Genomic DNA, 22,067 nt, shown 5'->3' with positions numbered 1-22,067 from the left:
AATACTTACGGGCCCTTTTTCAACTGCGTCACAACCAATTGATGGCGGGCATTGAAGAACTTCCGGTAGGTCAGATAACCGGCGATAATCGTCGACAGACTGGCGGTCGATAGCAACATAAACGTGACCATAATCTGATACTTAATCGCCTTCACCGGATCTATCCCGGCGAAAATCAACCCCGACATCATGCCCGGTAAACTCACCAGCCCGACCGTTTTCGCCGAATCTACCGTGGGAATCAACGATGCGCGTATGCTATCGCGGATCAGCCGCGCGGAGGCCATCTTCGGCGTCGCGCCAAGACTTAGCTTCTCCTGAATCTGCTGCTGCTCGCTGTTAAAACGCTGGCCCATATTGTTGTAGCACAGCCCTACCGCCACCATGGCGTTACCGGCCACCATGCCGGCAATCGGAATAACCTGCATCGGCACAAAGGCGATCGACCCCGAGAAGACCAGCACCGCCAGGGTTAGTCCGGCGCCGGTGGTAATAGCGATAAACGATGAAACAAAAGCTTTATCGATATATTTACTGCGCTTCTTCGCATTCCACGCCGCGTTAAAGCAGATAAACAGCACCATCAATAGCGTCAACACCGCATGATTGACGTTAAAAATATATTTCAGCACGTAGCCGACGATAATCAATTGCACTATCGCCCGGCAAATACTCCAGATGATATCTTTTTCCAGCGCCAATTTTTCCCGATAGCTGACGACGATTGCCACCAGCACCAGCACCATCGAGAGCGCCAGCGACTCGTTAGTAATATTATGCCCGTTCATTTTTTACCTCCTGCATTTTCCCGCCGGCAGGCTGTAGCGTGATCACTTCATCAGCGTGGGCAATTTCGTTCTGGTCGTGAGTGACCCACAGAATGGCCACCCCTTTTTCCGTCGCGTAGCGATGAATAATCTCGTTAACGTTGCGCTTATTACTTTCATCCAGCGCGCTGGTAATTTCATCAAGCAGCAGAACCTGCGGTAGAAACTGCAAATTACGAATGAGCGAGACCCGCTGTTTTTCACCGCCGGAAAGCTCATTAATGGATTTCTCCAGCGTATTATCCGCCAGCCCGAAGCGTTCGAGATCGGCAACCAGCGCTTTAGGATCCGGCTGTTTGTTGCGGATCTGCCATGGGAAGACCAGGTTGTCATAGACCGAATCGCCAAATAGCGCCGGGGTTTGCGCGCAATAAGAAACCTGCTGGCGATAGTTTTCCGGCGACAGCGTGGCGATATCTTTATCGTTGAAAAAAATCTCTCCGCTGGTCGGGCTCAGCAGCGAGGCGATAATTTTCAGCAGCGTACTTTTGCCGCATCCGGATGGCCCGGTAATCAACTTAAATTCCCCGGCCGCAATCCGGAGATCGATATTATTCAGGATGACCGCGTCGTCGGTTTTAAAACCGACGCCCTCGAGGCGCAAAATCGCGTTATTTTCCTTCATTATATGTCCAGTTTATTTCCTAAAACCCAGACAGTTTACTCCAGTTTTCTTTCACCGGAACAAGGAGAAAGTTATACTCTGTTTAAACATGCGCCATTTCGCTGCGGCGCCCATCAGGCAACAAGACAGGAGGTTTTTGATGCTGATTTTTATCCCCGTTCTTATTTTTGTCGCACTGGTCATTGTGGGGGCGGCAGTAAAAATCGTGCCGCAGGGATATCAATGGACCGTCGAACGCTTTGGCCGCTACACGCAGACGCTGCAGCCGGGTTTAAGTTTAGTGGTGCCGTTTATGGACCGCATCGGCCGTAAAGTGAACATGATGGAGCAGGTGCTGGATATCCCTTCGCAGGAAGTCATCTCTCGCGATAACGCCAACGTCACTATTGACGCCGTCTGCTTCATTCAGGTGATCGATGCGCCAAAAGCCGCCTATGAAGTCAGCAATCTTGAGCTGGCGATCGTCAATCTGACGATGACCAATATTCGTACCGTACTCGGCTCGATGGAGCTGGATGAAATGCTCTCCCAGCGCGATAGCATTAACACCCGCCTGCTGCATATCGTCGACGACGCCACCAATCCGTGGGGGGTGAAAATCACCCGCGTCGAAATCCGCGACGTTCGCCCGCCAGCGGAGCTTATCTCCTCAATGAACGCCCAGATGAAAGCCGAGCGAACCAAACGCGCCTATATCCTTGAGGCTGAAGGGGTGCGCCAGGCGGAAATTCTCAAAGCCGAAGGCGAAAAGCAGTCGCAGATCCTCAAAGCCGAAGGCGAACGTCAGTCTGCCTTCCTGCAAGCGGAAGCCCGCGAACGTTCCGCCGAAGCGGAAGCCCGCGCCACCCAGATGGTCTCATCGGCAATCGCTTCAGGCGATATTCAGGCGATTAACTACTTCGTGGCGCAGAAATATACCGACGCGCTGCAGCAGATTGGCGCCGCCAACAACAGCAAAGTGGTGTTGATGCCGCTGGATGCCAGCAGTCTGATGGGCTCGATAGCCGGGATTGGCGAACTGCTGAAAGAGAGTAGCGCCGAGCGGAAAAAATCATGATCGCCCTGATCCTCGCCCATCCGCATATTTTCTGGCTGACTCTCGGAGGGCTGTTGCTGGCGGCGGAGATGCTCGGCAGCAACGGCTACCTGCTGTGGAGCGGCGTAGCTGGCGTCGTCACCGGCCTGCTAATATGGGCTATTCCACTCAGTTGGGAATGGCAAGGGACGCTGTTTGCCGTCCTTACCCTGCTGGCGGCGTGGCTGTGGTCAAAATGGCTGCGTAAACGCATGAGGCAGCAGCGCCCCGCCGACGCACAGCTTAACCAGCGCGGCCAGCAGCTGGTTGGCCGCCGTTTTACTCTCGACAGCGCGCTGGAAAACGGCCGCGGCCACGTCCGCGTCGGCGATAGCTCCTGGCCGGTGCTTGCCGATGAAGACCTCGCGGCGGGCAGCAAGGTGGAGGTGGTCGCCGTAGAAGGGATTACCTTGCGGGTAAGAGCCGCCGTCCGCTAAGCCTGCGCTTTGCGGTGACAGCAGCCGGAGAGGTTATCAATTATTGGGCAATCCGCGCTCTCATCGCCGGGGCAGGCGTCCGCCAGCGCCAGCAGATGCGCACGCATGTTTTGCAGCTCGCGGATATGATTCTCAATATCCGCGACTTTCTCCAGCGTTCGTTTTTTCACATCGGCGCTGTGCCGCGACGGATCGTTGAATAACGTCACCAGCTCGCGGCACTCTTCCAGGTTAAATCCCACCTGCCGCGCCTGACGCAGCAGCGTCAGTTCATCAAGGTGCTTCTGAGTGTAGGTACGGTAGCCGTTATCGCTGCGCAGCGGCGCCGTCACCAGCCCTTTCTCTTCGTAAAAACGAATCGCTTTGCTGGTTAAGCCGGTTTTTTTCGCCACATCGCTAATATTCATTTTTCCCCCTTGACCTTCCCCTTGCTGGAAGGTTTAACCTTCTTAATACTCGATGAAAGAGTGTGTTCGGTCAATCATTAACCGGAAATTATTCAGGAGTTTTTTATGTCTAACACTATCGACCTGACGCTTGACGGCCTCTCCTGCGGCCACTGCGTTAAACGCGTGAAAGAGAGCCTCGAACAACGTCCCGACGTTGAACAGGCTGATGTAACCGTTACCGAAGCCCACGTCACGGGTAGCGCCAGCGCTGAAGCCCTGATTGAGACCATAAAACAAGCCGGATACGGCGCGGAGCTCAGCCACCCAAAGGCTAAACCGCTGGCAGAATCATCAATCCCGTCGGAAGCACTGACAGCGGCCACTCCTGAGCTTCCGGCAGCCCATGACGAGGATGACAGTCAACAGCTGCTGATCAACGGCATGAGCTGCGCCAGCTGCGTTTCCCGGGTACAAAACGCGCTTGCCGCGGTGCCGGGAGTCTCACAGGCGCGGGTAAACCTGGCGGAACGCACGGCGCTGGTGATGGGCAGTGCGTCCGCCGCAGAATTAGTGCAGGCGGTGGAAAAAGCCGGCTACGGCGCGGAGGCGATCGAAGACGATCTGGAACGCCGCGAACGGCAGCAGGAAACCGCCATCGCCACCATGAAACGTTTTCGCTGGCAGGCGATTGTCGCCCTGCTGGTCGGCGTACCGGTTATGGTCTGGGGCATGATCGGCGATAACATGATGGTCAGCGACGACAATCGATCGCTGTGGCTGGTCATCGGCCTTGTCACCCTCGCGGTGATGGTCTTCGCCGGCGGTCATTTCTACCGCAGCGCCTGGAAAAGCCTGAAAAACGGTACCGCCACCATGGATACGCTGGTCGCCCTGGGAACGGGCGTCGCCTGGCTATATTCAATGAGCGTCAACCTGTGGCCGCAGTGGTTTCCGATGGAAGCGCGCCACCTGTATTACGAAGCCAGCGCGATGATTATCGGTCTGATTAACCTCGGCCATATGCTGGAGGCCCGCGCGCGCCAGCGTTCCTCGAAAGCGCTGGAAAAACTGCTCGACCTGACGCCGCCTTCGGCACGCGTTGTGACGCCTGAAGGGGAAGAAGATCTGCCGCTCGTCGAAGTCCAGGCCGGCATGACCCTGCGCCTGACCACTGGCGATCGCGTTCCGGTTGACGGCGTGATAAGCCAGGGCGAAGCCTGGTTTGATGAAGCCATGCTCACCGGCGAACCGGTACCGCAGCAAAAAGGCGATGGCGACGCCATTCATGCCGGTACCGTGGTGCAGGACGGCAGCGTGCTGTTTACCGCCAGCGCCGTCGGCAGCCAGACCACGCTGGCGCGGATTATTCGTATGGTACGTCAGGCGCAAAGTAGCAAACCGGAAATTGGCCAACTGGCAGATAAAATCTCGGCGGTATTTGTTCCGGCAGTGGTAGCCATTGCACTGATTAGCGCCGCTATCTGGTACTTCTTCGGCCCGGCGCCGCAAATCGTCTATACCCTCGTCATTGCCACCACGGTACTGATTATCGCCTGTCCATGCGCGTTAGGCCTGGCGACGCCGATGTCGATCATCTCCGGCGTCGGCCGGGCGGCAGAATATGGCGTTCTGGTGCGTGACGCCGATGCTCTGCAGCGCGCCAGCGAGCTCGATACGCTGGTGTTTGATAAAACCGGTACCCTGACCGAAGGCAAGCCGCAGGTGGTGGCCGTGAAAACCTTCGCAGGGTTTGATGAAACAACCGCGGTGCGTCTTGCCGCCGCGCTCGAGCAAGGCTCAAGCCATCCGCTGGCGCGGGCGATCCTCGATAAAGCCGCCGACAGAACTTTACCGGAGGTAAGCGGCTTCCGTACCCTGCGCGGGCTCGGCGTCAGCGGTGAAGCGGAAGGCCATCAACTGCTGCTCGGCAACCAGGCGCTGCTCAACGAGCAGCATATCGCTACCGCTGAACTGGAAAGCGAGATGACGGCACAGGCCTCGCGCGGCGCCACGCCGGTGCTGCTGGCGATCGATGGTCAGGCCGCCGCGCTGTTCGCCATCCGCGACCCGTTACGGGAAGACAGCATCGACGCGCTGGCGCGCCTGCATCGTCAGGGCTACCGGCTGGTGATGCTGACCGGGGATAACCCGACCACCGCCAATGCCATCGCCAAAGAAGCGGGCATTGATGAAGTGATCGCCGGCGTGCTGCCGGACGGCAAAGCTGACGCGATTAAACGTCTGCAGAGCCAGGGGCACAAAGTGGCGATGGTCGGCGACGGTATTAACGACGCCCCGGCGCTGGCGCAGGCGGATGTCGGTATCGCCATGGGCGGTGGCAGTGATGTCGCTATTGAAACTGCGGCGATCACCCTGATGCGCCATAGCCTTAACGGCGTGGCCGATGCTTTAGCGATTTCGAAAGCGACGTTACGCAACATGAAACAGAACCTGCTGGGCGCGTTTGTTTATAACTCGCTGGGTATCCCGATTGCCGCCGGGATCCTCTGGCCGCTGACCGGTACCCTGCTGAACCCGGTGGTCGCCGGCGCGGCAATGGCGCTGTCGTCAATCACCGTGGTGAGTAACGCTAACCGCCTGCTGCGCTTTAAACCGAAAGATTAGCGTAATCACAGGAAAACGGGCGCTGAGGTTACTCAGCGCCCGTTTTCCTGGCGACAATAAAAACCCGCGGGAAAGATGACGGCCACCACCAGATGCGCTAGCATGAATGCCTCACACTTCGGAGCGCGTATGGGCCTGTTAAACCGAATAAAAATGCTGTGGCGAGCCGCCGTCGGCTCGTCTTATTCCTGGCCTGCAATGGATATCGTCCTGCCCGGCGAACGTTATTTACACCTCGTCGGCAGCATCCATATGGGCACCCGCGACATGGCGCCGCCGCCGGCTAAGCTACTGAAAAAAATACGTCAGGCAGACGCCTTAATCGTCGAAGCGGACATCACCGGTAATGAAACGCCTTTCAGTAATCTCCCCTCTTATCCCCCGCTGGCTGAACGTCTGAGCGAAACGCAATTAGCAGAATTACGCTCACGCGCCGGCGAGCTGGGTTTGTCGGTCGATCTTTTCGATAGCCAGCCGCTGTGGCAGGTGGCGATGGTGCTACAAGCCACTCAGGCGCAAAAACTGGGATTACGGCCCGATTACGGCATTGATTATCAGTTGCTGATGGCTGCCCGCGAGAGCAACATAAGGGTGATGGAGCTGGAAGGCGCCGATAGCCAAATCGCGCTCCTGCGCAATCTACCAGACGCTGGTAAGGCTCTGCTGGAAGATACGTTGACCCACTGGCGCACCAACGCCCGTTTACTGCAGGTGATGATCGGCTGGTGGCTGGAGCAACCGCCGTCGCGCGGCGCGGAAACACTGCCGACGACCTTCAGCCAGTCTTTATATGATGTACTGATGCATCAGCGCAACATAGCCTGGCGCGACACGCTGCTTGCTCTGCCGCCGGGGCGCTATGTGGTCGCCGTCGGCGCGCTGCATCTGTATGGCGAAGGGAACCTGCCGGATATGTTGACGTAAAAAAATGGCCAATATTGCTATTGGCCCGTCAAAGAGGAATTTCATCATTATTATTATCCCGGGATATACATCCCGGATCGTCTGATTGTCGCTCAAAGTGACCATCACTGCCAATACTATTGCGCAAGATGGTACTATTTTTTATACAACCCTCACGCGTATGCTGGTCATACGTTAGGTCGGTTGGTAAGAAGGATTACTATGACTCCCGCCGTTAAATTACTCGAAAAAAACAAAATTACCTTTCAGATCCACAGCTACGAACACGATCCTCAAGAGACCAATTTTGGCGATGAAGTGGTTCGCAAGCTGGGGCTCAATGCGGATCAGGTTTACAAGACGCTATTAGTGGCCGTTAACGGCGATATGAAACATCTGGCGGTCGCCGTCACCCCGGTTGCCGGACAGTTGGATTTGAAGAAAGTGGCCAAAGCGCTGGGCGCCAAGAAGGTAGATATAGCCGACCCAATGGTCGCACAGCGGATCACCGGATACCTGGTCGGCGGCATCAGCCCGCTGGGGCAGAAAAAGCGCCTGCCGACGGTGATTGATGCTCCGGCGCAGGAGTTTGCCACCATCTATATTTCCGGCGGCAAACGCGGGCTCGACATCGAACTGGCGGCAAGCGATCTGGCGAAGCTTCTGGACGCGAAGTTCGCCGATATCGCCCGCCGCGATTGAGCACACCATCCCGGATAGCGGCACACGCGCCTTATCCGGGATCCGTTAAGCGATAGCTTACTGCCAGCTGACTTCGCCCTTCGGCTCGTAAGCCGCCGCATCCAGCGGCGAGTTCTTCTCGATGTACTCTTTCAGCACCTCGGCATCGATAAAGCCGGTATTGACGTATCCCGGTTTATTATCGATGTGCGGGTAGCCGTCACCGCCGGTGGCGTTAAAGCTCAGCGTCGCCATACGGTAAGTTTTCGCCGGATCCACCGGTTCGCCTTTGATTTTCAGATCGTTAAGCTTGCCATCTTTGGCAACGAAACTGACGTTGGCGAACTGCGGATAAGCGCCGGAATCCGGCTTCATCTGCGCGACGGCGGTCAGGTACTCAGTCACCTCTTTACCGCTCATATCGACGTAAGTCAGCACGTTGCCGAACGGCTGCACTTTCATCACGTCTTTATAGGTAATATCACCCGCTTCGATAGAGTCGCGAATACCGCCGCCGCTCATCACCGCGAAATCAGCATTGCTGCGCGCCATCTGCGCCGCCAGCAGCAGACGCCCCATATTGGTTTGTACGAAGCGAACTTTGCTGCGATCGCCTTCAAGATGGCCGTTGACGCTGCCTATTTTCACCTGTAACTGCGCCTTGCCTTTATTCTGGAACGGCGTTAACAGCGAGAGCATCTGCGGGTTTTCAGCAATTTGCGGCGTATACAATACGCGCTCGCTCTGACCGTTATCCCAGGTGACTTTCTTCTTCAGGTTGACCGGGATCAGCTGATAGTGCACCAGCTTCATCTCCCCGTTGCGGAATTCAAAATCGGCGCGTCCGACATATTTACCCCACTCGTGAGCCTGCACGATCCAGATGCCATTCTGGCGATCCGGCGCGCACGGGGTGCCGGGGATATAATCGACCTGCTTTTTATTTTCCGAGGCCATGCAGACCGGATCCTGCGAATGGCCGCCGACGATCATCGCCAGCGATCCCGCAGGTAAACTCCGCGCCATTTCAACGTCGCCAGGCGCGTTAGAGCCGTGATTACCGTTGTCATAGTGGCCCATATGGGTGGTCGCCAGAATCACGTCCGGCTTTTCATTTTGCTGCAGTTCCTGAATCACCAGCTTGGCTTCTGCCGCCGGATTACGGAATTCGATATCGGTGAAATATTCCGGGTTGCCGATTTTCGCCGTATCGTCGGTCGTTAAGCCAATCACCGCAATTTTAAGCCCGCCGCGCTTAAACAGCGCCCAGGGTTTAAACAGGCGTTCGCCGGTGCTTTTCTGATAGATATTGGCCGACAGGAAAGGGAACTTCGACCACTTCTCCTGCTGGCGCAGCACGCTGAGCGGGTTATCAAACTCATGGTTGCCAACCGCCATGGCATCGTAGCCAATCAGGTTCATGCCGCGAAAATCAGGTTCTGCATCCTGTAAATCAGATTCCGGCACCCCGGTATTGATATCGCCGCCGGACAGCAGCAGGACGCTACCGCCTTCGGCCGCCACCTCTTTGCGGATACCATCCACCAGCGTCTTCTGTGCCGCAAGGCCATATTCGCCATAGTCGTTGCGCCAGAAATGACCGTGGTGGTCGTTAGTGTGCAGGATGGTGATTTTATAGGTTTTGTCCTGCTCATAGGCCTGCGCTGACAGGCTGCCCAGCGATAAGGCGGCGAATAACGCCAGCGCTACGCCGCGTTTTAAATAATGCATGTTTCACTCCCTGACTTAATAACAAGTGCCGAAAGTATAGCGAGTCAGCCGCTTTGACAAATATGTTTTCAGAATTGCGACTTCCTTCAAACCTTAGGGACAGGTATGTTAGTCGGATAATAATTCAACCTGCATTCTCTACAACAAATAGAACTCGCTGAAGTGAACCTATGACAACCAACCAATCCGCTCAGTCCTTACCCGGTACCGGCGCGCCGCCGCAAAAAGCGCGCACCTCATTTGGCATCCTGGGGGCAATCAGCCTTTCCCATCTGCTAAACGACATGATCCAGTCGCTCATCCTGGCGATTTATCCGCTGCTGCAGGCGGAATTCTCGTTAACTTTCGTGCAGATCGGTATGATCACCCTCACCTTCCAACTGACGTCATCGCTATTCCAGCCGGTGATTGGTTACATCACCGATAAACGCTCGATGCCGTGGTCATTACCGGTGGGGATGTGTTTCACCCTCTGCGGCTTAATTCTGTTAGCGCTGGCCGGCAGCTTCGGCATGGTGCTGCTGGCCGCCGCGCTGGTCGGTACTGGCTCTTCGGTCTTCCATCCGGAGTCCTCACGCGTGGCGCGGATGGCTTCCGGCGGCCGTCACGGCCTGGCGCAATCACTGTTCCAGGTTGGCGGCAACTTCGGCAGCTCGCTGGGGCCGCTGCTGGCGGCGGTAATCATCGCCCCCTACGGCAAAGGCAACGTCGCCTGGTTCGTGCTGGCCGCGCTGCTGGCGATCGTCGTGCTGTCGCAAATCAGCCGCTGGTATGCCGCGCAACACAGAATGAATAAAGGCAAACCGAAGCCGGTTATCGTTAATCCGCTGCCGCGCAACAAGGTCATCCTGGCCGTCAGCATTCTGTTAATGCTGATTTTCTCCAAATACTTCTACATGGCGAGCATTAGCAGCTATTACACCTTTTATCTGATACACAAATTCGGATTATCGGTGCAAAACGCCCAACTTCACTTGTTCGCCTTCCTGTTTGCAGTGGCTGCAGGAACGGTGATTGGCGGGCCTGTTGGCGATAAGATAGGTCGTAAATATGTAATTTGGGGCTCTATCCTCGGCGTGGCGCCATTTACCCTTATTTTACCGTACGCATCGCTGGAATGGACCGGGATCCTGACGGTGATAATTGGTTTTATCCTCGCATCAGCCTTTTCCGCTATCCTGGTCTATGCCCAGGAGCTGTTGCCGGGGAGAATCGGTATGGTTTCCGGCCTGTTCTTCGGCTTCGCGTTTGGCATGGGCGGCCTTGGCGCCGCGGTGTTGGGGTTGTTAGCCGACCATACCAGCATCGATCTGGTTTATAAAATCTGTGCTTTCCTGCCGCTTCTCGGCATTCTGACGATATTCCTGCCTAATAACCATCAAAAAGCCTGAGTATCTGGCGGCCAAAGTGAAAGTTTGGCCGCCACAACCCCTTATCCCATCAGCATTACGCCGCCATGACCTGTCGCCATTTTCCTGTCTGTGCTTTTTGCTGCCGTAATTCCAATTTTTCGCAAATTTCAATAATTATTCATAAACAAAACGAGCAAAAGTGTCATAAACTATTAATCGGTTTTTTGCTTTAAGTAGCGAAAATGGATCGGCTCACCACACGCAAGGAGACGGAATGCATCACGCAACACCGCTAATCACCACCATTGTCGGCGGCCTTGTGCTCGCCTTTATCCTCGGCATGATTGCCAATAAGCTACGTATTTCACCACTGGTAGGATATTTATTAGCGGGCGTGCTGGCCGGTCCATTTACTCCTGGTTTTGTTGCGGATACCAAGCTTGCGCCTGAACTGGCCGAACTTGGCGTCATCTTGCTGATGTTTGGCGTCGGGCTGCACTTTTCGCTGAAAGATCTCATGGCGGTAAAGTCGATAGCCATTCCCGGAGCCATCGCCCAGATAGCCGTGGCGACGCTGCTCGGGATGGCGCTCTCTTCCCTGCTCGGCTGGTCGCTGATGACCGGCATCGTTTTTGGCCTGTGTCTTTCCACCGCCAGTACCGTGGTGCTGCTGCGCGCGCTGGAGGAACGGCAGCTTATTGATAGCCAGCGTGGGCAAATCGCCATCGGCTGGCTGATCGTTGAAGATTTAGTGATGGTACTGACGCTGGTGCTGCTGCCCGCTATCGCCGGAATGGTCGAAAAAGGCGATGTTGGGCTGGCGTCGCTGGCGCTCGACATGGGCATTACCATCGGTAAAGTCGTCGCCTTTATCGCCATTATGATGCTGGTGGGCCGCCGTCTGGTGCCGTGGATCATGTCGCGCAGCGCGGCAACCGGCTCACGCGAACTATTTACCCTGTCGGTACTGGCGCTGGCGCTCGGTATCGCCTTCGGCGCCGTTGAGCTGTTCGACGTCTCCTTCGCCCTCGGCGCATTCTTCGCCGGGATGGTGCTTAACGAATCCGAACTCAGCCACCGCGCCGCTCACGATACGCTGCCGCTGCGCGACGCCTTCGCGGTGCTGTTCTTTGTCTCCGTCGGGATGCTATTTGACCCGATGATCCTGGTCGAACAGCCGCTGGCGGTGCTGGCGACGCTGGCGATTATCATCTTTGGTAAATCCGCCGCCGCTTTCTTCCTGGTACGTATGTTTGGTCACTCGCCGCGTACCGCCCTGACCATCGCCGCCAGCCTGGCGCAAATCGGGGAATTCGCTTTTATTCTTGCCGGTCTCGGCATGGCGCTGGATCTGCTGCCGCAGGCCGGGCAGAACCTGGTGCTGGCTGGGGCGATAATTTCGATTATGCTTAACCCGGTGCTGTTCACCCTGCTGGAAAAATATCTCGATAAAACCGAAACCCTTGACGAGCAGACGCTGGAAGAGGTGCTGGAAGACGAAAAACAAGTGCCGGTGGATATCTGCAACCATGCGCTGCTGGTCGGCTTTGGCCGCGTCGGCAGCCTGCTTGGCGAGAAACTGATGGCCCAGGGGATCCCGCTGGTGGTGATTGAAACCTCCCGCACCCGCGTGGATGAGCTGCGTGAGCGCGGCATCAGCGCCGTGTTGGGCAATGCCGCCAACGAAGAGATCATGAATCTGGCGCATCTCGACTGCGCCCGCTGGCTGCTGCTGACCATCCCTAACGGCTATGAAGCCGGTGAAATTGTCGCCTCAGCGCGGGAAAAATGCCCGAACATTGAGATTATCGCCCGCGCCCATTACGACGATGAGGTCGATTATATTACCGAACGCGGAGCCAATCAGGTGGTGATGGGGGAACGCGAAATCGCGCGGGCGATGTTACGTCTGCTGGAAACGCCGCCGGCTGGCGAGATTGTTACCGGTTGATCCGACGCCCCGCTCGCGGGGCGTACTCTTATCCACGGGATTAACGGTCCCAGTAGGCCTCTTCCAGACTATCTTCCCGCTCCGGCAGGCCGCGGGTTAAACGCGGCGAATGCTGATTCAGCACCTGATAGCTGACGCGGTTGGCGTATTTGCACACCTGCGCCAGCGATGAGTAGGTCAGCCATTTGCATTTATGTTTGCTGGAATTCGGCACGTTATTACGATGGTAGTTATTGGCGGTGATATCATGCAACAACGCCGCCAGCGCGCCGTCGCCTGCGCCGTTGGTGTTCATGATCTTCTCCGGGCCGCCCATATAAGGCGCGATGTGCGAATAGATACGCAGCGGATTAACGCAATCCTGATGGCGCATCGCGCGGCTGAATTCATACTGGTTGAACTCGGCAATCGCCCCCGGCAGGAGCGGATGTTGCGTTTTACGCTTCGCTTCCTCTTCGGTGAAGCTCGCCATATAGAGACCCGCCGGTCCTGCGGTGCACAGCACCAGGTCGACCCAGTCCAGCGCTTTATCCGCCGCGGTGAGAGGATCGGCGATACCGGTCAGCGCTTCCGCTTCTTCTTCATTCATCGCCAGAATCGAAACGTGTTCCTTGAGGAACTGCTGCCACCATTGCGGGTTGTCAGCAATCACGTATTTCGTTCCCAACGTCAGTACCACCGGCACATCATGCTTTTTGGCATACTCAATGGCTTTCATCGTCGCGTCCGGCATCGGCTCACCCGGCTTACAGCGCACGAGGTAGGAGGTCAGCACCAGCGCGGAAGCGCCGGCAATCACCTCTTCCGGAATGCTTTCCGGACGCAGCTTGTTCATGTGACCAGGACTGATGGCAAAGGTACGTTCGCCGCTATCGCTAATCAGCGTAAAACAGCGGCCAATGGCGCCATCAACGCCCTGCAGGTAGTTCAGGTCAGTACGGCTGGAGGTATTGCACAAGTAGCGATAAGCGTAGCCGCCGATCTCGATGTTGCTGCACATCACGCCGAGCAGCACCGAGCGGTCGTCCGCCAGCACCGAATAATTGTGCATGGTATTGCCAATGGTGCCGCCGGCAAATTGATGGGTGATCAGGCCGTCGCGTACCAGTTCCTGATACAGCGCTTCGGCGACATCATCTTCAATTACCAGCGAATGACCGGCGCTCAGGCCGTAGCGTACGATAAACGCCTCATCCACTTTCGCTTCGATATCCACCAGCGTCTGGTCGATGCCAACCACCCAGGAGACGTTGGACTCATTTTCTGGCTGAATTTGTTGCAGCAGCGGATCGCGAGCGCTAACGGGGAAATAGTGTTTAGATTTGCGTTTACCGGGAAATTTCATAGTGGCGATTAAATGACAGGGAACAAGCGGGGAATAGTAGCATATTCCCCGCCACGCGCGCGATCAGCGATACGACGCGGTCAGGTTCACCATCATCTCAATATGTGCAGGATCGGCATTAAGCGCCGGAATATACTCATATTGCTTACCGCCGGCCTCAAGGAAAATTTCCCGGTTCTGCACCGCGATTTCTTCCAGCGTTTCCAGACAGTCGGCGGAGAAGCCCGGACAGATAACCTGAACGTGCTGTGTGCCCTTCTCGCCGAGCATTTTTAGCGTTTCGTCGGTATATGGCGTCAACCAGGGTTCGCGACCAAAGCGCGACTGGAAGGTCATCATCACCCGCTCCGGCGGCAGCCCGAGCACTGAAACCAGCTCGCGAGTCGTTACCCGGCAGCGCTGCGGGTAATCATCGCCCTCATGGGCGTAGCGTTGCGGAATACCGTGATAGGAGAGCAGCAGCACATCCGGTTCGCCGTGAACGGCGAACGAAGCGCGTACGCTGGCCGCCAGCGCGTGGATATAATCAGCGTCGTCGGCATAGTCGCGGATAAACGAAACGCCCGGAATGGCGCGCTTTTTCGCGAGGATCCGCGCCAGTTCATCCCATACCGCCGCCACGGTAGAACACGAATATTGCGGATACAGCGGCAATACCACGATATGGTCAACGTCCTGGGCCAATAGCTCATCGACCGCGCTTGCCAGCGACGGCGAGCCATAGCTCATCCCCAGCGCTACTGGAACATCGGGTAGCCTGGCCGCCAGCGCCTGTTGCTGTTGCCGGCTATACACCATCAACGGCGAGCCTTCCGCCATCCACACAGACTGATAGAGCTTCGCCACGCGGGGAGCGCGAATCGGCAGTATGATGCCGCGCAGTAGCGGCCACCACAGCAGACGAGGCGTATCCACTACCCGTTTGTCGCTAAGAAATTGTCGCAGATAGCGCTTCACCGCATCGGGCGTGGGCGCATCGGGAGTGCCTAAATTGGCTAGCAAAATACCTGTTTTCGTCTGATGCATTACCGCCTCTTAACCATTTGAATCGCTGACAATTGTAGCGTAAATGGCGTTAAACGGAACCAATCATAGCAAAAGGTAGAAATGAGAGGTGTTCTCATCCTGCCGCAGCAGGATGAGAAAGGGCTTAATTAGCCGAGGATTTTTTCCAGATCGGCGCGCACGTCTGCCACCGCTTTGGTGCCGTCGACTTTCGCGTACTGGGTGTTACCCGCTTGCGCTTCTTTCTGATAGTAGCCGATCAGCGGCGCAGTCATCTGATGGTATTCCACCAGACGCTTGCGTACGGTCTCTTCCTGATCGTCTTTACGGGTGGTCAGCTCTTCGCCGGTCACGTCGTCTTTACCTTCCACCTTCGGCGGATTGAATTTGATGTGATAGACGCGGCCGGAAGCGGCGTGTACGCGGCGGCCCACGATACGATCGACGATTAGCTCGTCCGGTACCGCGAACTCCAGCACGTAGTCAACGGCGATGCCGGCTTCTTTCATGGCGTCAGCCTGCGGGATAGTGCGCGGGAAGCCGTCCAGCAGGAAACCGTTACGGCAATCTTCCTGGGCGATACGCTCTTTCACCAACGCGATGACCAGCTCATCGGTCACCAGTTTGCCGGCGTCCATAATGTCTTTCGCTTGTTTACCGAGCTCGGAGCCGGATTTTACCGCGGCGCGTAGCATGTCGCCGGTGGAGATTTGCGGAATACCGTATTTCTCCATGATGAACTGAGCCTGAGTTCCTTTACCCGCGCCCGGAGCGCCAAGCAGAATAATACGCATTACGAAAATCCCCTCAAATGTCGTTTCAATTTTTCAAAAAACGCTAAACCATACCACCAGAACGGCCATGGCTCAAGGAAGGCGGTGCGGCTGAAACGGTTAATGGTCAGATATTTTATGCAATCTAATGTGAAATGCCCCATCTGAGCAAATCACTCAGACGGGGCATTTATTCCGTTCCCGGCGTCGCGTCGCTCGGCCGGGCTACTCATTCAGGTTCGCGTCAGGATGCCAGCAGCTGATTCATACGGCGGATGAACTGGTTAGGATCCTCCAGCGTACCGCGTTCCGCCAGCAGCGCCTGATCCAGCAGCAGTTCGACCCACTCGCCAAACTGCGCGTCGTCCTGGGTATCGGCGGCGCGTTTCACCAGCGGATGCGCCGGGTTCAGCTCGAAGATGTATTTCACTTCCGGCGCCGCCTGACCGGCAGCGGCGAACAGCTTCGCCATCTGGGTGCTCATTTCGTCGGCATCGGTGGTGACAATCGCCGGAGTGTCGGTCAGACGATGCGTCAGACGCACCTCTTTCACGCGCTCACCCAGCAGGCCCTTAACACGCTCAACGAACGGCTCCAGCGCTTTTTCGGCTTCTTTGGTGGATTCGTCAACTTCGTCCGCCAGTTTCTCCAGCGACTCGTCGGCTTTGGCGACCGACTGGAACGCCTTGCCGTCGAACTCGGTCAGGTAGCTCATCATCCACTCGTCAATGCGATCGGACAGCAGCAGAACTTCGATACCTTTCTTACGCAGCAGCTCGAGGTGCGGGCTGCTCTTCGCCGCCGCATAGCTGTCGGCGGTGATGTAATAGATCTTCTCCTGCCCTTCTTTCATGCGCGAAACGTACTCTTCCAGCGACACGGTCTGCGCGGAAGAATCGGTATGAGTAGTGGCGAAGCGCAGCAGTTTAGCAATCGCTTGCTGGTTGGAGGCATCTTCCGCCGGGCCTTCTTTCAGCACCAGGCCAAACTGTTTCCAGAAGGTCTGATATTTTTCGGCGTCGTCTTTCGCCAGCTTTTCCAGCATCTGCAGCACGCGTTTGGTCAGCGCGGTACGCAGATTACGGGTGACGTTGCTATCCTGCAGGATTTCACGCGACACGTTCAGCGGCAGATCGTTGGAATCTATCAGGCCGCGCACGAAACGCAGGTAGTTCGGCATAAACTGCTCGGCGTCATCCATGATGAAGACGCGCTGCACATACAGCTTCAGGCCGTGTTTATGATCGCGGTTCCACATATCCCACGGCGCCTGCGACGGAATATACAGTAGGCTGGTGTACTCCTGCTTACCTTCGACGCGGTTGTGGCTCCAGGTCAGCGGATCGCTGAAATCATGGGCAATATGCTTATAGAACTCTTTGTATTCGTCGTCGCTGACTTCAGATTTGCTGCGGGTCCACAGCGCCTGCGCCTTGTTGATTTTTTCCCACGAAATAACGGTTTCGCCGTCCACTTCTTCGCGTTTTTCAATCTCAACCGGCAGCGCGATATGGTCAGAATATTTACTGATGATCGAACGCACGCGCCAGTCGTTGAGGAAGTCGTCTTCGCCTTCACGCAGATGCAACGTGATTTCGGTTCCGCGATCGGCCTTAGTGATATCGGCAACAGTATATTCGCCTTCGCCAGCGGACTCCCAAAACACGCCGTTTTCCGGCTTGTCGCCCGCGGCGCGGGTGCGCACGGTGACTTTGTCGGCAACGATAAAGGCTGAATAGAAGCCGACGCCGAACTGGCCGATCAGCTGGCTATCTTTCGCCTGATCGGAACCCATAGATTCGAGGAACGCTTTGGTGCCGGATTTGGCGATGGTGCCGAGATGGTCAATAACCTCGTCGCGGTTCATCCCGATGCCGTTATCAGCGATGGTCAGCGTGCGGTTGTCTTTATCAAACGATACGCGTACGCGCAGCTCGCCGTCGCCTTCATACAGATCCGGCTGGGACAGCGCGCGGAAACGCAGCTTATCCGCCGCATCCGAGGCGTTGGAGATGAGCTCGCGCAGGAAGATTTCTTTGTTGGAATAAAGAGAATGGATCATCAGGTGCAGAAGCTGTTTCACTTCTGACTGGAAACCACGGGTTTCTTGTCCTTTCATGTAAGTCGACCTCAACAATGCCATTTATTATTAATGGAAATAACGTGTTGGGGAGGAGATGGGGATAGGTGCGGGAAATTTCAAGCGGAGGCAGCGAACGCCGCCTCCATTTGTTCAGAAAATAATCTTGTGGCGCCCGGCCAGTGAGTGCGACAGCGTGGTGCCGTCGACCATTTCCAGCTCGCCGCCAACCGGTACGCCGTGGGCGATGCGGCTGGCATCAACGCCATACTGCGCGCAGAGTTCAGCGATGTAGTTGGCCGTCGCCTCGCCTTCAACCGTTGGGTTGGTGGCGAGGATCAACTCGCTGATTGACTCGGCTTCGAGGCGCTGTTCGAGGCGGTCAAGCCCGATGTCATCCGGCCCGATACCGTCAAGCGGCGACAGGTGGCCCATCAGCACGAAGTAGCGGCCGGAATACTGCCCGGTCTGCTCAATGGCGTAGATGTCCGCTGGACTCTCCACCACGCAGATCTGACCGTTTTCCTGGCGACGCGGGTTGCTGCAAATATTGCACACCTCCTGCTCGGTGAAGGTGCGGCAATCGGCGCAGTGGCCGATTTCCGACATCGCGCGCGTTAGCGCCTGCGCCAGACGCATACCGCCGCTGCGATCGCGCTGCAGCAGCGTAAACGCCATGCGCTGCGCCGACTTCGGGCCAACGCCCGGCAGACAGCGCAGCGCTTCCATAAGCTGAGTTAACAGCGGGCTGGTTTGCATCAGAACGGCATCTTGAAGCCTGGCGGCAGCTGCATGCCGGCAGAAACAGAGGCCATTTTCTCTTTCTGGGTCTCTTCAATACGGCGCGCTGCGTCATTGAATGCGGCAGCCACCAGATCTTCCAGCATCTCTTTGTCGTCTTCCAGCAGGCTTGGGTCGATTTCCACACGGCGGCAGTTATGCGCGCCGTTGATGGTTACTTTTACCAGACCCGCGCCGGACTCACCGGTCACTTCCAGCTGCGCGATCTCTTCCTGCATTTTCTGCATTTTGTCTTGCATCTGCTGGGCCTGTTTCATCAGGTTACCCAGACCGCCTTTTCCACCAAACATAGGCTTCTCTCTCAGTAAGTCATCGTTAAGGTACTGAACGCCAGTCAGACTGGCGTTCAAATGGGGCGGATACTCTCTTCATCCAGATCGGCGTCGAAGAATCGTCGCAGGGTCTGGATGTTGTTATCCGCAATAATCGCGTCGCGCGCCTGCGCGAGCTTCTCTTCATAAATTGCCTGTCGCCACTCCAGGGGCGTGCGCATCGCCGAATTATCATCTTCAACGATAGTCAATTCAACCGGCGCACCGTACAACACGCCCAGCGCTTCAGCAAGTTTCTGCTGCGCGCCGGCGGAGTTGAGATGCCGCTGACTAGGGCGTAAATGCAGACATATGCGATTGCCGTCCTGCTCTTTCCACGCGTTCAGCGCCACCTGTTCAACCAGTTTCGGTACCGCCAACTGGCTCACTTCCGCCGCCCAGCTATCGCGCTCAACCGCTTCCACGGCTAGTTTCGCCGCCAGCTCCGGCGTTTTTTCATGCTCCAGCGCTTTTTTCAGCGCTTTCGGCGTGGCGACCTCGACCTGGGTCTCTTCAATCGGGGCCGTCGATTTCCAGCGATAGGCTTCTTTCTTCGCCGGGGCCTGCTCAAGCGCGGCCGCAGCCGGACGAGCCTGTACGCGCTCGGTAATCGAACTCAGTCGTTCCAGCGCAGCGTTATTCACCGGCCGCGCGCGGGATGCGGCTGCCGGTTCACTCTTTTTTGGGGTGGTTGCTCCCGGGGTTCGCTGCAGCCGACTGCGCGCCGCCAGCACCTGGCTGGTGCTTTGCGGCAGATTCTGCGGCGGCGGAGCCGATGCGACCGGCGGCGCTGTTTGCTGCTGCGGCACAGGCGCAGCGGTCTGCATGGGCTTCGCTTCCGGCTCCGGCAGCGGCTGACGCGGATGGAAAGCCAGCGCGCGCAGCAGCGTCATTTCAACCCCCATACGCCGGTCTGGCGCATAAGGCAGCTCTTTGCGGCCAATCAGCAGCGTCTGATAGTAAAGCTGCACGTCGGCCGGCGGCACGGTGCGCGCCAGCTCGCGCATACGTAGCTCGACGGCGGCCATATCCGCCCCCAGCGCCGATGGCGAGAGCTGAACCATCGCGATACGGTGCAGCAGACTTTGCATTTCCACCAGCAGCGCTTCCCATTCAACGCCGCGCGAGGCGGCGTCGCTGACGCCCGCCATCACGCGCTCGCCGTCGGCGGCCACCAGCGCTTCTATCAAGGATAGCGCCTGATCGTCGTCGAGGGTGCCGAGCATTTCGCTGACGGACTGCGCGGTTAAGCGGCCATCGCCGCTGGCGATTGCCTGATCGGTCAGGCTTAATGCATCGCGCAGGCTGCCATCCGCGGCGCGCGACAGCAGCTGCAGCGCACGCGGCTCAAACGCGATCTGCTCTTCGCCAAGGATGTGTTCAAGCTGATGGCGGATCTGTTCGACATCCAGCGCCTTGAGGTGGAACTGCAGGCAGCGGGACAAAATCGTCACCGGCAACTTTTGCGGATCGGTGGTCGCCAGCAGGAATTTGACGTGCGCGGGCGGCTCCTCCAGCGTTTTCAATAACGCGTTGAAGCTGTGACGCGACAGCATATGCACTTCATCGATCAGGTAGACCTTGAAGCGGCCGCGGGCCGGCGCGTACTGGACGTTGTCCAGCAGATCGCGGGTATCTTCCACTTTGGTGCGCGAGGCGGCATCGATCTCAATCAGATCGACAAAGCGGCCTTGTTCTATTTCGCGACAGTTATCGCAGACGCCGCACGGCGTCGCGGTAATACCGCTTTCGCAGTTTAACCCCTTCGCCAACAGACGGGCGATGGAGGTTTTCCCTACTCCGCGGGTGCCGGAAAAGAGATATGCGTGATGGATGCGCCCTAACGATAAGCCGTTCGCCAGTGCGGTCAGCACATGTTCCTGGCCGACGACGTCAGCAAAGGTTTGTGGGCGCCATTTACGGGCTAAGACCTGATAACTCATGGGCTGGCTCTGAAACGCTGGAAGGTGAATTCACGAGGGGGTAATGCTATCACAGCCCCGCCGGATCGGCGAGGCTATGTGTCGGGATTTGCTTAGTGGCCCGGGAAAGGCACCAGGCTAAAGCAATTGATGCCCAGTTTTTCCAGGCGCTGTTCACCGCCCAGATCGAACAGATTGATAATAAAAGCGGCATCGTGAACTTCGCCGCCCAGGCGACGAATCAGCTTCACGGTGGCGTCAATGGTGCCGCCGGTCGCCAGCAGGTCATCAACGACCAGCACCTTATCGCCTTCTTTAATGGCATCAACGTGGATTTCCAGCTGATCGGTGCCATATTCAAGCTCATAGCTTTCGGCGATGGTTTCGCGCGGCAACTTGCGCGGCTTACGAACCGGAACAAAGCCAACGCCCAGCGCCAACGCAACCGGGGCGCCGAACAGAAAACCACGCGCTTCGGTCCCCACCACTTTGGTGATGCCGGCGTCTTTATAACGCTCGGTCAGCAGTTCAATGCTAAGCGCATAGGCTTTAGGGTCTTCCAGCAAGCTGGTGACATCGCGGAAAAGGATGCCCGGTTTCGGATAATCCTGGACGCTTTGGATGCTGTTCTTCAGATATTCAAGCTGCTGTGCAGTTGCGGTCATAAGTTTATGCCTGATTGAAACGGTGTTACCCACGGGCGTGCAAAATGGGCCAAAGAAACATTTGTTTAACCTTTGACCAGGCTTACCCGCGCTCGAAAACGCCAGAATTTACTGGCTGTCGCCAACAATTGCAACAGGCATTATTGCGCATCAGTGCTTTTGTTGCTTTGCGTCAACCACCGGAATGCGCCACATAAATATCAGCAGGCAGGCGAGGATCGCCAGCAGCAGGATGCGCACCCACATAAGCTTAACCAGCCACAGAGAAATGGCAAAGGTCAGTAAAATCATGATAATGGCTCGCGGCTTGGCCCCCGGCGGCATCGCCCGGTACTGCTGCCAGTGGCGAAGATAGCCGCCAAACCACGAGCGATACAGCAGCCAGTGGTGAAAGCGCGGCGACGAGCGGGCAAAACACCATGCGGCGAGCAGGATAAATGGCGTTGTCGGTAACAGCGGTAAGAAGACGCCCAGCGTCCCCAGCACTACCGCCAGCCAGCCAATGATGATTAAAATAATACGTGGCATAATGCGAATCGTTATCAAGCAGATGTCGCTACTGTAGCACA

Annotated in this window: 20 protein-coding genes and 1 other annotated feature; of the genes, 7 read left to right on the top strand and 13 right to left on the bottom strand. The window is 56.8% G+C overall.

Annotated elements, in window-relative coordinates; all coding sequences use genetic code 11:
• Positions 1 to 5: 5 nt before the first annotated feature.
• On the bottom strand, positions 6 to 788 hold the full coding sequence (gene fetB, locus ABLV07_RS01295) for an iron export ABC transporter permease subunit FetB (protein ID WP_020079442.1): 783 nt from the start codon (positions 786 to 788) through the stop codon (positions 6 to 8).
• The gene (fetA, locus tag ABLV07_RS01290; protein ID WP_015367891.1) at positions 775 to 1,452 is read right to left on the bottom strand and encodes an iron ABC transporter ATP-binding protein FetA; all 678 of its coding nucleotides are present in this window, start codon (positions 1,450 to 1,452) and stop codon (positions 775 to 777) included. The genes fetB and fetA overlap by 14 nt, the downstream gene beginning before the upstream one ends.
• A 139-nt stretch (positions 1,453 to 1,591) precedes the next feature.
• On the opposite strand from fetA, the gene ABLV07_RS01285 reads away from it, so the two are divergent.
• Both ABLV07_RS01285 and ABLV07_RS01280 read left to right on the top strand, forming a co-directional pair.
• Positions 1,592 to 2,509, top strand: a complete 918-nt coding sequence (locus ABLV07_RS01285) for an SPFH domain-containing protein (RefSeq protein ID WP_020079443.1) — start codon at positions 1,592 to 1,594, stop codon at positions 2,507 to 2,509.
• Positions 2,506 to 2,964, top strand: a complete 459-nt coding sequence (locus ABLV07_RS01280; protein WP_047046922.1) for an NfeD family protein — start codon at positions 2,506 to 2,508, stop codon at positions 2,962 to 2,964. Before ABLV07_RS01285 ends, ABLV07_RS01280 begins: the two co-directional genes overlap by 4 nt.
• Here the strand turns inward: ABLV07_RS01280 and cueR are convergent.
• Positions 2,961 to 3,371 carry a Cu(I)-responsive transcriptional regulator gene (cueR, locus tag ABLV07_RS01275; protein ID WP_015367894.1) on the bottom strand — a complete coding sequence of 137 codons (411 nt, stop codon included), beginning with the start codon at positions 3,369 to 3,371 and terminating at the stop codon, positions 2,961 to 2,963. The two genes, ABLV07_RS01280 and cueR, sit on opposite strands and share 4 nt — an antisense overlap.
• A gap of 105 nt (positions 3,372 to 3,476) precedes the next feature.
• Between cueR and copA the strand changes: the two genes are divergently transcribed.
• From copA to ybaK, 3 genes are all read left to right on the top strand, one after another.
• Positions 3,477 to 5,978, top strand: coding sequence for a copper-exporting P-type ATPase CopA (gene copA / locus ABLV07_RS01270; RefSeq protein WP_348853243.1), 2,502 nt, complete (start codon positions 3,477 to 3,479; stop codon positions 5,976 to 5,978).
• A 129-nt stretch (positions 5,979 to 6,107) separates the two neighbouring features.
• A complete protein-coding gene (locus ABLV07_RS01265; RefSeq protein ID WP_015367896.1) occupies positions 6,108 to 6,902 on the top strand; it encodes a TraB/GumN family protein in 795 nt (264 codons plus the stop codon).
• 201 nt (positions 6,903 to 7,103) lie between these two features.
• Positions 7,104 to 7,583, top strand: coding sequence for a Cys-tRNA(Pro)/Cys-tRNA(Cys) deacylase YbaK (gene ybaK, locus ABLV07_RS01260; protein WP_348853244.1), 480 nt, complete (start codon positions 7,104 to 7,106; stop codon positions 7,581 to 7,583).
• A 57-nt stretch (positions 7,584 to 7,640) separates the two neighbouring features.
• Here the strand turns inward: ybaK and ushA are convergent, their stop codons facing one another.
• Positions 7,641 to 9,293, bottom strand: a complete 1,653-nt coding sequence (ushA, locus tag ABLV07_RS01255; RefSeq protein WP_020079445.1) for a bifunctional UDP-sugar hydrolase/5'-nucleotidase UshA — start codon at positions 9,291 to 9,293, stop codon at positions 7,641 to 7,643.
• Positions 9,294 to 9,463: 170 nt separating this feature from the next.
• Here ushA and ABLV07_RS01250 point away from each other — a divergent pair, with 170 nt between their 5' ends.
• Together ABLV07_RS01250 and ybaL are read left to right on the top strand one after the other, a co-directional pair.
• The gene (locus tag ABLV07_RS01250; RefSeq protein WP_015367899.1) at positions 9,464 to 10,684 is read left to right on the top strand and encodes an MFS transporter; all 1,221 of its coding nucleotides are present in this window, start codon (positions 9,464 to 9,466) and stop codon (positions 10,682 to 10,684) included.
• A 235-nt stretch (positions 10,685 to 10,919) separates the two neighbouring features.
• Positions 10,920 to 12,596 carry a YbaL family putative K(+) efflux transporter gene (ybaL, locus tag ABLV07_RS01245; protein WP_015367901.1) on the top strand — a complete coding sequence of 559 codons (1,677 nt, stop codon included), beginning with the start codon at positions 10,920 to 10,922 and terminating at the stop codon, positions 12,594 to 12,596.
• A 40-nt stretch (positions 12,597 to 12,636) separates the two neighbouring features.
• On the opposite strand, the gene ABLV07_RS01240 is transcribed toward ybaL, so the two are convergent.
• The 9 genes from ABLV07_RS01240 to ABLV07_RS01200 form a co-directional block, all read right to left on the bottom strand.
• Complete coding sequence (locus tag ABLV07_RS01240) at positions 12,637 to 13,941, bottom strand: inosine/guanosine kinase (protein ID WP_015367902.1); 1,305 nt, start codon at positions 13,939 to 13,941, stop codon at positions 12,637 to 12,639.
• A gap of 63 nt (positions 13,942 to 14,004) precedes the next feature.
• A complete protein-coding gene (hemH, locus tag ABLV07_RS01235; RefSeq protein ID WP_015367903.1) occupies positions 14,005 to 14,967 on the bottom strand; it encodes a ferrochelatase in 963 nt (320 codons plus the stop codon).
• A 128-nt stretch (positions 14,968 to 15,095) separates the two neighbouring features.
• The gene (gene adk, locus ABLV07_RS01230; RefSeq protein WP_015367904.1) at positions 15,096 to 15,740 is read right to left on the bottom strand and encodes an adenylate kinase; all 645 of its coding nucleotides are present in this window, start codon (positions 15,738 to 15,740) and stop codon (positions 15,096 to 15,098) included.
• A 223-nt stretch (positions 15,741 to 15,963) separates the two neighbouring features.
• The gene (gene htpG / locus ABLV07_RS01225; RefSeq protein ID WP_015367905.1) at positions 15,964 to 17,838 is read right to left on the bottom strand and encodes a molecular chaperone HtpG; all 1,875 of its coding nucleotides are present in this window, start codon (positions 17,836 to 17,838) and stop codon (positions 15,964 to 15,966) included.
• Positions 17,839 to 17,952: 114 nt separating this feature from the next.
• The gene (gene recR, locus ABLV07_RS01220) at positions 17,953 to 18,558 is read right to left on the bottom strand and encodes a recombination mediator RecR (RefSeq protein WP_015367906.1); all 606 of its coding nucleotides are present in this window, start codon (positions 18,556 to 18,558) and stop codon (positions 17,953 to 17,955) included.
• The gene (locus ABLV07_RS01215; protein WP_008805448.1) at positions 18,558 to 18,890 is read right to left on the bottom strand and encodes a YbaB/EbfC family nucleoid-associated protein; all 333 of its coding nucleotides are present in this window, start codon (positions 18,888 to 18,890) and stop codon (positions 18,558 to 18,560) included. The genes recR and ABLV07_RS01215 overlap by 1 nt, the downstream gene beginning before the upstream one ends.
• Positions 18,891 to 18,946: 56 nt before the next feature.
• Entirely contained in the window at positions 18,947 to 20,854 is a 1,908-nt protein-coding gene (dnaX, locus tag ABLV07_RS01210) for a DNA polymerase III subunit gamma/tau (protein WP_126027564.1), read from the bottom strand.
• Positions 19,550 to 19,614, bottom strand: a sequence feature (DnaX frameshifting element). (Overlaps the previous gene by 65 nt.)
• A 92-nt stretch (positions 20,855 to 20,946) precedes the next feature.
• Positions 20,947 to 21,498, bottom strand: coding sequence for an adenine phosphoribosyltransferase (gene apt / locus ABLV07_RS01205; RefSeq protein ID WP_015367908.1), 552 nt, complete (start codon positions 21,496 to 21,498; stop codon positions 20,947 to 20,949).
• A gap of 150 nt (positions 21,499 to 21,648) precedes the next feature.
• Positions 21,649 to 22,026, bottom strand: a complete 378-nt coding sequence (locus ABLV07_RS01200; RefSeq protein ID WP_015704615.1) for a DUF454 family protein — start codon at positions 22,024 to 22,026, stop codon at positions 21,649 to 21,651.
• Positions 22,027 to 22,067: the final 41 nt, after the last annotated feature.

It is taken from the genome of Klebsiella sp. CN_Kp097 (assembly GCF_040064495.1).
In the GTDB taxonomy this organism is placed as follows: domain Bacteria; phylum Pseudomonadota; class Gammaproteobacteria; order Enterobacterales; family Enterobacteriaceae; genus Klebsiella; species Klebsiella aerogenes.
This window is presented reverse-complemented; position numbering and strand designations above follow the sequence as displayed.